Annotated in this window: 13 protein-coding genes; 1 reads left to right on the forward strand and 12 read right to left on the reverse strand. The window is 71.9% G+C overall.

Features of this window, described 5'->3' with window-relative positions; all coding sequences use genetic code 11:
• Positions 1-144: 144 nt before the first annotated feature.
• The 3 genes from GRF61_RS21880 to lysM form a co-directional block, all read right to left on the reverse strand.
• Positions 145-552: a VOC family protein gene (locus GRF61_RS21880; RefSeq protein WP_169152743.1), complete on the reverse strand. Its 408-nt coding sequence runs from the start codon at positions 550-552 to the stop codon at positions 145-147.
• Between the two features lie 25 nt (positions 553-577).
• On the reverse strand, positions 578-1,018 hold the full coding sequence (locus GRF61_RS21885) for a thioesterase family protein (protein WP_169152744.1): 441 nt from the start codon (positions 1,016-1,018) through the stop codon (positions 578-580).
• Positions 1,019-1,108: 90 nt separating this feature from the next.
• Positions 1,109-1,621, reverse strand: a complete 513-nt coding sequence (gene lysM, locus GRF61_RS21890; RefSeq protein ID WP_169152745.1) for a peptidoglycan-binding protein LysM — start codon at positions 1,619-1,621, stop codon at positions 1,109-1,111.
• Positions 1,622-1,794: 173 nt separating this feature from the next.
• On the opposite strand from lysM, the gene GRF61_RS21895 reads away from it, so the two are divergent.
• On the forward strand, positions 1,795-2,295 hold the full coding sequence (locus GRF61_RS21895) for an OmpA family protein (protein WP_169152746.1): 501 nt from the start codon (positions 1,795-1,797) through the stop codon (positions 2,293-2,295).
• 75 nt (positions 2,296-2,370) lie between these two features.
• On the opposite strand, the gene gspD is transcribed toward GRF61_RS21895, so the two are convergent.
• The 9 genes from gspD to gspG are packed head-to-tail and all read right to left on the reverse strand — an operon-like array spanning position 2,371 to position 10,168.
• Positions 2,371-4,833, reverse strand: coding sequence for a type II secretion system secretin GspD (gspD, locus tag GRF61_RS21900; protein ID WP_169152747.1), 2,463 nt, complete (start codon positions 4,831-4,833; stop codon positions 2,371-2,373).
• Positions 4,834-4,853: 20 nt separating this feature from the next.
• On the reverse strand, positions 4,854-5,561 hold the full coding sequence (locus GRF61_RS21905) for a hypothetical protein (RefSeq protein ID WP_169152748.1): 708 nt from the start codon (positions 5,559-5,561) through the stop codon (positions 4,854-4,856).
• On the reverse strand, positions 5,558-6,106 hold the full coding sequence (gspM, locus tag GRF61_RS21910; RefSeq protein WP_169152749.1) for a type II secretion system protein GspM: 549 nt from the start codon (positions 6,104-6,106) through the stop codon (positions 5,558-5,560). The genes GRF61_RS21905 and gspM overlap by 4 nt, the downstream gene beginning before the upstream one ends.
• Positions 6,103-7,158 (reverse strand): PilN domain-containing protein, encoded by a 1,056-nt coding sequence (locus GRF61_RS21915; RefSeq protein WP_169152750.1) that lies wholly within the window; start codon positions 7,156-7,158, stop codon positions 6,103-6,105. Before GRF61_RS21915 ends, gspM begins: the two co-directional genes overlap by 4 nt.
• 2 nt (positions 7,159-7,160) lie before the next feature.
• Positions 7,161-8,033: a type II secretion system protein GspK gene (locus GRF61_RS21920; RefSeq protein WP_169152751.1), complete on the reverse strand. Its 873-nt coding sequence runs from the start codon at positions 8,031-8,033 to the stop codon at positions 7,161-7,163.
• A 41-nt stretch (positions 8,034-8,074) separates the two neighbouring features.
• Positions 8,075-8,809 carry a prepilin-type N-terminal cleavage/methylation domain-containing protein gene (locus GRF61_RS21925; protein ID WP_169152752.1) on the reverse strand — a complete coding sequence of 245 codons (735 nt, stop codon included), beginning with the start codon at positions 8,807-8,809 and terminating at the stop codon, positions 8,075-8,077.
• Complete coding sequence (locus GRF61_RS24645) at positions 8,806-9,231, reverse strand: prepilin-type N-terminal cleavage/methylation domain-containing protein (RefSeq protein ID WP_211166137.1); 426 nt, start codon at positions 9,229-9,231, stop codon at positions 8,806-8,808. Before GRF61_RS24645 ends, GRF61_RS21925 begins: the two co-directional genes overlap by 4 nt.
• Positions 9,228-9,683, reverse strand: a complete 456-nt coding sequence (locus GRF61_RS21935; protein WP_169152753.1) for a GspH/FimT family pseudopilin — start codon at positions 9,681-9,683, stop codon at positions 9,228-9,230. The genes GRF61_RS24645 and GRF61_RS21935 overlap by 4 nt, the downstream gene beginning before the upstream one ends.
• A 35-nt stretch (positions 9,684-9,718) precedes the next feature.
• The gene (gene gspG / locus GRF61_RS21940) at positions 9,719-10,168 is read right to left on the reverse strand and encodes a type II secretion system major pseudopilin GspG (RefSeq protein ID WP_169152754.1); all 450 of its coding nucleotides are present in this window, start codon (positions 10,166-10,168) and stop codon (positions 9,719-9,721) included.
• Positions 10,169-10,192: the final 24 nt, after the last annotated feature.

Genomic DNA, 10,192 nt, shown 5'->3' on the forward strand with positions numbered 1-10,192 from the left:
GGTGGTCTGCGAGGGGGCAGGAGGCGCGAGGGGCGTGATGATAGCCGGGTTCGCCCGCGGCAATGTCGCCGGCATCTGCTGCGGCGGTGCCGGATCGCGCGGCACCGGCGAGGTGGCCCGGCCGTGGCGCCGGGCGGGGCTGGGTCAGCCGGCGGCGATCTCCCAGAACATCGCCTCGACCTTGTGGCCGTCGAGGTCGCGCACGAAGCAGCCGTAGTAGGGCTCGCCGTAGTGCGGTCGCGGGCCGGGGGCGCCGTCGCCGCTGGCACCGGCCGCCAGCGCGGCCTGGTAGAAGGCGTCCACCTCGGCGCGGGAGCGGGCGAGGAAGCCGATGTGGGTGCCGTTGCCGACGGCAGCCGGCTGGCCGTCCAGCGGCGTCTGGATCCAGAACTCCGGGTAGGCGCGGCCGTAGGCGGTGGCGCCTTCGTGCTCCAGCACCCGGCGGCAGCCCAGCGGGGCGAGTACCTGGTCGTAGAAGGCCTGGGCCTTGTCGTATTGATTGGTGCCCAGGGAGACATGGGAAAGCAGGCTGGCGGGCAGGTTGTCACTCATCGGCGGCTCCGGTGGATAGGGAGGTTCAGCTGGTCGCGGGATAGGCCTGGGCGCGCTGGCGGAAGGCCGCCGGCAAGGGCGCGATGCGGCGGGCCTGGTAGTCGAAGAACACGATGCCGCTCTTGCCGCAGGCGATCTCCCGGCCGCTGTCGCGGTCGCTCATCCGCCACGGCAGGTCGCAGCCGTACTTGTTGAAGTCGTCCACGCCCATGGCGACCACCATGGTCTCGCCGTGGAAGGCTTCCGAGCGGTACTGCACCGCGGCGTCGGCCAGGATCACGCCTACGCCTTCCACGTTGGATTCCTTGTAGCCCAGCGCCTTGAAGAAGCGCGCGCGGGTTTCGGACACCAGCGTGAGCAGCAGGGCGTTGTCCAGGTGGCCGGCGGCGTTGAGGTGGCTGAGGTAGAGCGGCAGCTCAACGCGGAAGGGCAGCTGCTCGGGCAGCTCGATCTGTATGCGTGGCATGGCGGCGGGAGGCCTTGCGGGGCGCTTGAGGAGGTGGATGGGGAGGGCGCGGCCCGGCCGCGGGCGAGGCCCGCGCGGCCGGGCGGGCGCTCAGCTCTGCGGCGGAATGCGCAGCACCTGGCCGGGGTAGATCTTGTCCGGGTGCTTCAGCATCGGCCGGTTGGCCTCGAAGATGCTGGCGTACTTGTTGGCGTTGCCGTAGTACTGCTTGGCGATGGCGGACAGGGTTTCGCCGCGCACCACGGTGTGGAAGCGGGCTTCCGGTTCCGGCGTCGCCAGCGCCAGCTTGTCTTCCACCTGGGAGACGCCTTTGACGTTGCCGGCAGCGAGCAGGATGCGCTCGCGGGTGGCCTGGTCCGGTGCGGTGCCGGATACGGTGGCGGTGGTGGTGGCGCCGTCGAAGCTCACCGCCAGATCGGGCGGCGCGAGCTGCAGGGAAACGATGTAGGTCTTGATCGCTTCGCCGGCGCGGGCATTGGCGGCGGCGATCTTCTCGGCGGTGGAGGGTGGCGCGGCGGTGCTGCCCGGCGGCGGCGCGCTTGCCGTGTCGTCGCTGCCGAAGAGTTTTTCACCTGCGTCCTTGATGAAGCCGAACAGTCCCATGCGGGTCTCCTGACTGTGGGGGAAGCGAGTTGGGCAGAGCATAGACCAAGATGTCGCCACCAGCCTATTTGGGGCAATGCTTTCCCGCTGCCCATGCCGTTCGCTTTGGTCTAGACTGCCCGGCGGTATTGGGAAACCGATGAAATTGAACCTGGGTAGCCGGAGGAAGAAAGATGTTCGATCAGGAAGACGGTGAGCTGAACATAGTGATGGGCGTGCTGTTCGGCATCATCGCGCTGGTGATTGCCTTTGTCATCGGCATCGCCACCTACGCCAGCCGGGGCCAGGCCACGGCGCCGGTCGAGGTGGAGGTGGTGCAGCTGGACGGCGGCGTGGCCTTCGTCGAGGTGGAGGAAGTGGGCGAGCCGCTGGTGAAGCTGTATTTCGAAGTGGGCGAATCCAGGTTGCCGGGCGGCTTCGAGGATGCGCTGTCGCGGGTGGTGTCCGAGCTGCAGGCGCGGCCGGAAGCGGTGGTGCTGGTTTCCGGCTATCACGATGAAACCGGCGGCGCCGAGATCAATGCCACGCTGGCGCGCCAGCGTGCACTGCAGGTGCGCGAGGCCTTGTACGCGGTTGGCGTGCCGGAGGCGAAGGTGAGGCTGCGCAAGCCGGCGGTGACCCTGGGCGATGGCGAGGCCGCCGAGGCGCGCCGGGTAGAGATCCGGGTGCAGTAAGCCTGCACCGGGCCGCCGGCGCTGGCGGCAGGAGGGACGACACGGCCGGGCTTGCCCGGCCGTTTTTTTGCCGGCTCAGCGGGCCGGTGCGCCCGCCGTCGCGGCTTCCACCGGGGTGGCGACGGCGCCACTGGCCGGGGCTGGCAGTGCCGAGGCCAGCGGCGGCTCCGGTGCCCGCTCCAGCCGGTCCAGGCTCAGGCGCGCCTCACCCTGCAGGCTGCGCAGGCCCTGCATGCGGTTGCGGATCTCGCTGCCGATGTCGCGCACGTCCTGCTCGCTGCGTATCACCCGCGGCGTGATCATCACCAGCAACTCGGTGCGCACCGTGCTGACGGTGGTGGCGCCGAACAGGTTGCCCACCACCGGCAGGTCGTACAGCACCGGAATGCCCTGCTTGCCGCGCGTCTTGTTGTCGCGGATCAGGCCGCCGAGCACGATGGTCTCGCCGGAGCGCACCGACACCCGGCTCACCACCTGGCGCTGGTTGAAGGCGCGCTGGCCGGTGGCGGAATCCTCCTCGCCGACGTCGGTGATGGCCTGGTTCACGTCCAGCGACACCATGTCGCCGGCGTTCACCGAGGGCGTCACCGCCAGCATCACGCCGGTGTCCTTGTACTGGATGGAGCTGGTGGTGGTGCCGCCGTCGGTGATGGTGGTGGAGGAGCGTATCGGCTGCTGGTCGCCGACCTGGATGGTGGCGGTGTGGTTGTCCTGCACCATCACCGTGGGGTTGGAGAGCACGTTGAGCAGGGAGCGGGTGGCGAGCGCGTTCAGCACCGCGCGCACCGAGCCGGCGGGGTTGATCGCCGAGTAGAAGAAGCCCTGGCCGGTGTTGCTGATGGCGCCGCTGTCGGTGCTGCTCAGCTGGCCCTGGCCGGTCCAGCCGCCGCGCAGGCTGTTCTGGAAGTACCACTGCAGGCCGTACTTCAGCTCGTCGCTCAGCGTCACTTCGACGATGCTGGCCTCGATCAGCACCTGGGTGGGCGCCACGTCCAGCCGCCGCAGCGCGGCCTCGATGCGGCGGTAGTCGCGCCGGCTGGCGTGGATCAGCAGGGCGTTGTTGTGGTTGTCCGCCACCACCCGGATGGCCTGCCCCTGGCCCAGGCTGACCTGGGTGACCGCGGTGCCGCTCACCTGCGCGCCGCTGCCGAAGGCGCTGGTGGTGCCGGTGCCGCTGCTGCCGAATGCGCTGGTGCCGCTGCCCAGGCTGCCGAAGCCGCTGCTGGTGCTGCCCTGGCTGCGCGCCAGGCCGTTGGCGACGCCGCTGCCGCTGGTGACGCTGCTGCTCTCCAGCTGGCCGCTGCCGTAGAGGCCGTTGAGCAGATCGGCCAGATGCTGGGCGGAACCGTTCTGCACCGGATAGACGTAGAGCTGGCCGTCGGCATCGCTGTCCTGCGGATTGTCCAGGCGCTCTATCCACACCCGTACCTGCTCCAGGTAGTGCGCCCGCGGGGTGACGACCAGCAGGGCGTTGAGCCGCTCTATCGCCATTACCCGCACCAGGCCGGCGAGCGGGCCGGCCTGCTCGGTGTCGGTGGTGGCGCTGCCGCCGCCGTTCGGGTTGCGCTGGGCGACGCGGTTGGCCTGGGCGTTGTTCGCCTGGCTGGGCGTGTTGCGGGCGGCCGGGGCATTGGCGGTGTTGCGGTTGGCCGGCGCCTGCGTGGCGCTGGCGCTGCTGTCCCGCTCCAGGATCACCGTGCTGCTGCCGAGCAGGGCGTTCAGTTCCTGGGCGAGGTCGCGGGCGGAGCCGTTGTTCAGCGGGAACAGCCCGACCGACATGCCCTTGAGGAAATCCACGTCGAAGGTGGAGATGATCTCCAACCAGCCGTCGAGCTGGTTGCGGCTGCCGGCGAGCATCAGCAGGTTGCGCACCGTATCCACCCGCAGCAGCGCTTCGTTGCTCGCCACCGGGCGCAGGATGTCGGCCATCTCGCTGGCGCCGATGTACTGCAGCGGCACGATCACCGTGCCGGCGCCGGCGGCCAGCGCGCCGGCCTGGCGCGGCAGCGGCACCGAGGATTTCAGCGCGTCCGACTTGCCCACCCGGTAGCGGCCGGCTGCGTCCGCCACCATGGCAATGCCGTTGGCCTGGAGCAGGGATTCCAGCAGCGGCAGCACCTGCTCGCGCGGCACCGGCGCCTGGGTGTGCAGGCTGATTTCGCCGCTGAGCGGGGTGACCAGCGCGTAATCCACTTTCAGCAGATCGCCGAGGATGGCGTGCACCACCTCGGTGACCGGCGCCTGCTCGAAACGCAGCGAGATGGCCTCGCCGCGGCCGCTGATCTGGCCGCGCGCGGAGGGCGTGGCGATCATCAGGTCGCTGCCCGGCTGCAGCGTGGGGGCGAGGCGGCGCCCGTCGTCCGGCTTCTCCAGCGGCGGCAGCTGGCGCGGCGTCCATGCCGACGTTCTGGCTTCCGCACTGGCCGCCGCACTCGCCGCCGCGGCGGATTCCGCCAGGCTGCGCTCCAGTGGCGGCGTGGTGCCGCAGGCCGCCAGCGGCAGGGTGAGGGCGAGGCAATAGGCTGTCTTGAGCTTCATCCGGAATCGCGGCCTGTTCATCAAGAGTCGGGTTGGGGTTGGTTTTGCGCTTGCGGCTGACGCTGCGGCACCGGGCGGGTCTCGCGGCGCGCACGGCGGGCGGCAGCGTCGCTGGCGGCGGGGGCTGGGGTTTCCTCGCCCTGTTGCTGCGGGCTTGGTTGCGCCTGGGGCGTGGGCGCGGCGTTCTCCGCCGGCTTGGGCGTGGCCGCGGCGGCATTGGCGCTTGCGGGAGCGGCTGGCGCGGGCGGCTGGGGCGCGTGCTCCAACTGAAGCTCCCGCGTTTCGTCGGCGCCGCGGCCGAAGCGGGCGCGGCGGCCTTCGGCGCCTTGCAGCGACCAGCCGTCCAGCTTGTCGCCCTGCTTCAGCCGCAGGGTGGTGTTGCTGCTGCCGACGATGACCACCGTCTGTTTGCCGCTGCCGAGCAGACCGAGCAGGCGGGCCTCGCCGAAGGCGCCGGATTTGCCGTCGCCATTGCTCTCCGCCGTGCTGCCGTGGCGGCCGGCGATGAACAGCGGGCGTTCCTGTATGGCCTGGGCGGCGGCCGGCTCCAGCGCGGGGCGGGAGACGGGCTGTACCGCCAGGGTTGCCTGGTCTGGCGCCATCGCCGCCGGCGGCTGCCAAGGCGGCGCGGCATACAGCCAGAAGGCGGCGAGGGCGGCGAGCAGGGTCAGGTTTAGGCCGGCCAGCAGCAGGCGCGGCGAGAGGGTGCGGAGCGAGGGCCGGCTCATGACTGCCGCCTCAGCACGCTGAAGCGGACCTGCACGTTCAGCCGGTTCTCGGTGGCGCCACGGCGGCGCTGGGCCTGGATGTTGATGCTGTCGGCGTACACCGCCGGCGCCTGTTCGGCCAGCGCCTGCAGCATCTGCTGCAGCGGGCCCAGTTCGGCCTCCAGCGTCATCGACACCGGGATCTCGTCCAGCCCGTCCTGCGGCTTGCCGGCGACGATCTGGCTGCCGACCACGGCCACGCCGGCGGCTTCGGCGGCGGCACGCAGGCGCTGCTGCAGGTCGGTGCCCAGGCGGTCGGCGTTGCTGCTGGCCGGGTAGGCGTAGCGCTGCAGCCGGGCTTCGGCCGCGGCGGCGGCCTCGGTCACCGGCGTGGCGGCGTCGCGCAGGCCGGCGAGGCGGGCATGGCGCGGGCTTACCGCTTCCAGCGTTTCGTCCGCCTGGGTGGCGAGGTCGAGCAGATGCACCAGCACCAGGCCGACCGGCAGCAGCAGGCAGAGCAGGGCGGCGGCGATGCTGAGGCGGGCGCGGTGGCGCAGCAGCGTCATCTGGCGTCCTCGGCGAGCTTGAATTCGATGACGAAGGATTCGCGCCCGGTGGCGCGGTCGCGGGTGATGGCCGAGGGCGCGCGGACGTCGTGGAAGTCCGGCCGGCCGCCCAGGGTGTCCATCAGCCCGGCGGCGTTGTCCGCCAGCCCGGCGATGATCACCGTATGGCCGCGTATCTCCAGCCGGGTGAGATGGACCGGGTCCGGCAGCAGCACGGTGAGGCGGGCAAGCACCTGCACCGGGTCCGGCCGCGCGGCGAGGTAGGCGGCCACCGTCTGCAGCTGCAGATTGGTTTTGCCCAGGGCATCGCGGGCGCTCATCGCGGCGGCGGCCTCGCGGCCCAGCGCCGCCAGCCTGGCTTCCGCCTCGGTGGCCTGCTGCTGGCGATGCAGCGCCGGCGAGGCGGCCAGCGCCAGCAGCAGGACGAGCGCAAGGCCGGACAGGGCGGCGGTATGGAGGTGGGCACGGCGCTCGCGGGCGTGGCGCAGGGCTTCGTCGTAGCCGGTGAGCGGGATGAAGGGCGCGCCATCGGCCCAGATTTCCACGCCCTGGCCGGGGAAGCGCTTGCGCCTGGGATGTTCGGCGACGCCGCTGTTTTCGCCCGGCGCATCCTCGAACAGCTGCGCCAGCCAGGTGGCGATGTGGCTGCGGGAGGCGATGGCGATGTCCGCCTGCAGGCCGCTGCCGTGCGCCTGCACCTGGCAGCCCCAGGCGGTGGCCTCGGGCGGGAAAGGGCTGGCGGCGCGTACCGCCAGTTCCAGCGCGGCCGCCTGCTGGGCGGCGGGCAGCAGCGGTAGTTGCAGGCGCTGGCGCAGCACCTGGGCTTCCGGCAGCAGCACCGCCAGGGTGCGGGGCGTGGCCCTGGCGATGCCAGCTCGTGCCGGCCAGTCGCTTTCGCTGCCGTCGGGGTGCAGCAGGCGCACCGGCTCGGCCGGCAGCAGGCGGCGGAACAGCGACCAGCGGCGGGCTTCGGCGCAGCCCTGGCGCCAGTGCTCCCACAGCTGGCGCAGGTCCAGGCCGAAGAGGTCGAAATGGTTGCGTGGCTGCGCCATGTCTAGCCCCTGGCCTCGTTGGCGCGCAGCCGTACCGGCTCGACGGCGATGGTGCGCCAGGGGGCGCCACCGGGGTCGGCGCCGAGCAGCAGCCAGCGGCCGCGTATCGCGCTGCGGCCGGTGTCCAGCGGCAGGCGGGCTTCCACATGGAGGATGTTGCCGAGGGTGCCGTTGCGCACGAAGGAGGCCTCCAGCTGGGTGAGATCCACGCCCTGCTCGCCGGCGTCGCGGGCGACGGCGATGCGGTAGGCGACGTCCTGCTTGCCGTGGGCGGCGAGGTAGAGCACTTCCGGCGGCGAGGCATAGGCGTTGATGCCGGGCGCACCGCCGGCCCAGACGGTGATCAGCGGGCGGATGCGCTGGTAGAGGTCGAAATCCATGCCCAGCACCTGCATCAGGTCCTCCGGCACCAGGAAGCTGCCGTTGCGCGGCCGCCAGGGCACGCCGGCGGCCGCGTAGGCGGGCGCCTCGGCGCCACCGGGCAGTTCGGCCTCGTTGCGGTCGCGCCAGTCGACGATGCGTTTGGCCATCGTCTCCGCTTCCGCCGGCGCCAGGCCGCCGCCGAATTGCAGCAGCACGGCTAGCAGGGTCTGGGAGGCGGTGTTGAGGTCCACATAGCCGCTGGCCGGCACCAGCCGTACCGCCACCGGCCGGCCTTCGATCAAGTAGTCGGTGTGGAGCAGGCGGTCCGGCGTGGGCGAGCGGGTCTGCCAGTCCAGCACCGCCAGCTGGATGGCGGCGTCGCCCAGCGCGGTGGCCTGGGAGAGGTCGCTGCGCACCTGGGTGGCCTTCACCTCGGCCCGCGAGATAGCCAGCATGCCGGCCACCAGCAGCGACAGCGCGGCCGTCATCCACAGCACGGCGATCAGCGCCATGCCGGCGCTGGGTGGGGAGAGGGGGGCCGGGCGTGCTGTCGTCATCGGGCGGAAGGGGTGTTCACCAGGCGCAGGCCGTCGCTGTTGTCCACGCCGGTGATGGTGATGAAGAGCGGCGGCCAGACTTCGCCGGCGGCGGCGATGTCCAGGCGCACCCGCTCCGGCAGGCGCTCCGGGTCGGTCCAGCTGTCGCTCCAGAGCGCTTCCTCGGCGGGCGTCATCGGCCGGCTCTGATAGGCGATGCGCAGGCCGTCCAGTGCTTCCACCAGCACATGCACGGAGGCGGTTTCGTCCACTGGCGGGCTCACGCCGGTGTCCGGTGTATAGGGCAGGTATTGCAGCAGCAGCCGTGGCGGCGAGCCGGCGGCGGCGAGGCGGAAGCGGTGCAGGCCGCCACTGCCGTAGCGCGCAGGCATGGTGCCCAGCCAGCTCAGCTCGGCGGCATCGCCGCGGAAGAAATTGACCTTGCTGCCGTCGGGCAGGGTTTGCTTGAGCTGGCGCACGCCGGTGGACAGCGCGGTGCGCAGCAGGCCGCCGACCAGCCAGGCGTCGCCGGCGCGGCCGGCGCGTTCGTCCAGCCGGCTGGCGGTGGCACCGAAGCCGCCCAGGGCGCTGACCAGGCCGAGCATGATCAGCGACACCAGGCTGAGGGCGATGACGACTTCGACCAGGGTGAAGCCGTGCGGCGCGCGGGGGCTTGCCGGGCGTGCTTGCCGCGCATCCTGCGTTGCCCGATACAGCGGAAGAGATGCCGCCAGCTGGCGCCGCGCGCTCATTCCGCCCGCTCCAGCGCGGCCCGCCGCTCCGGCAGCAGGCTGACCAGGCTCAGCGCCTGCCCCCGCCGGCCCTCGCCCCAGGCCACCGCCGCCTCTACCCGGTACAGCGGCCAGCCGGGGCTGGCTTCGTGGCCGGTGGGGTAGGGCCGGGCGCTGAGATGCCAGCGCAGGCCGGCGTCGCTGCCGCTTTCGTCCAGGCCGCCCGCCGGGATGGTGCTGCGCGAATCCAACAGCGACAGCGCGAGGGCCAGCGCCCGGGTGCGCGTTTCGCCGGTCTGCACGCCGCGCACGCTGCCGCCGGCGGCGTGGTAGAGGGCGGCCAGCGAGAAGGCCATGATCGCCAGCGCCACCAGCACTTCCAGCAGCGAGAAGCCGGCGGCCGAACTGGCGGAGAGAGGGTTGCAGCGATGGAGCGGCCTCATCCGGCGATGCGCTCCTGGCTGACGTTGCCGAGCAGCCAGTCCACCCGCAGGCGGACACCGCCGCCCTGGGGCCGGCGCAGCTCCAGGCTGCCGCCGGTGGCGCCGCCCTCGGGCTGGAAGCGGATCTGGCCACGCGCTTGGCCGGGGCCAGCCGTTTCGCTTCCGGCGACGATGAAGCGCACTTCCAGCTCATCCGGAAACATGCTTTCCGGCCGGCCTTCCACGCCATAGCGGCGGCGCCCCAGATCCACGCCGAAGGCCACCGGCCGGCCGCTGCGCAGCGCTTCGCTGCGGGCCAGCTGCAGACCGGCGAGCATGCCGCGCACAGTGCTCTGGTAGGCCATGGCCTGCTGCAGCCGGCTGTAGTTGGCGGCGGTTGCGCCCACCGCCAGGGCGACGATGGCGAGCTCCACCACCAGCTCGACCAGGGTGAAGCCGCGGGCGGCGCTCATGGTGGCGGGGGCAGATGGCGAAGGAGGAGGCCGCGTTACTGCCAGTTGCCGACGTCGGCATTCTCGCCGTCGCCGCCGGCGGTGCCGTCCGCGCCCAGCGAGTAGATGTCGATGTCGCCGCGCTTGCCCGGCACTTCGTAGAAATAGGGCTTGCCCCAGGGGTCTTGCGGCACGCCGCCCTTCTTCAGGTAGGGGCCGTTCCAGCCGGGCGCGCCGCCGGGGCGGCTGACCAGCCCTTCCAGGCCCTCCGCCGCGGTGGGAAAGCGGCCGACGTCCAGCTTGAACAGCTCCGCCGCGTGCTCCAGGTCCTTCACCTGCACCGCTGCCGTCTTGCTCTTGGCGCCGCCGAGCTGGCCGAGCACCCGCGGGCCGACCAGGCCGGCGAGCAGGCCGAGGATGGCGAGCACGACCAGCAGCTCGACCAGGGTGAAGCCGGCGTCGTGGCGGCGGGGCGTGTTCATGGCGGAGGCGGGGTTCGGGTTCATGGGCGGATGTGGGCGGTGGTTAGG

The organism is Azoarcus sp. TTM-91 (assembly GCF_012911025.1).
GTDB lineage: Bacteria > Pseudomonadota > Gammaproteobacteria > Burkholderiales > Rhodocyclaceae > Azoarcus.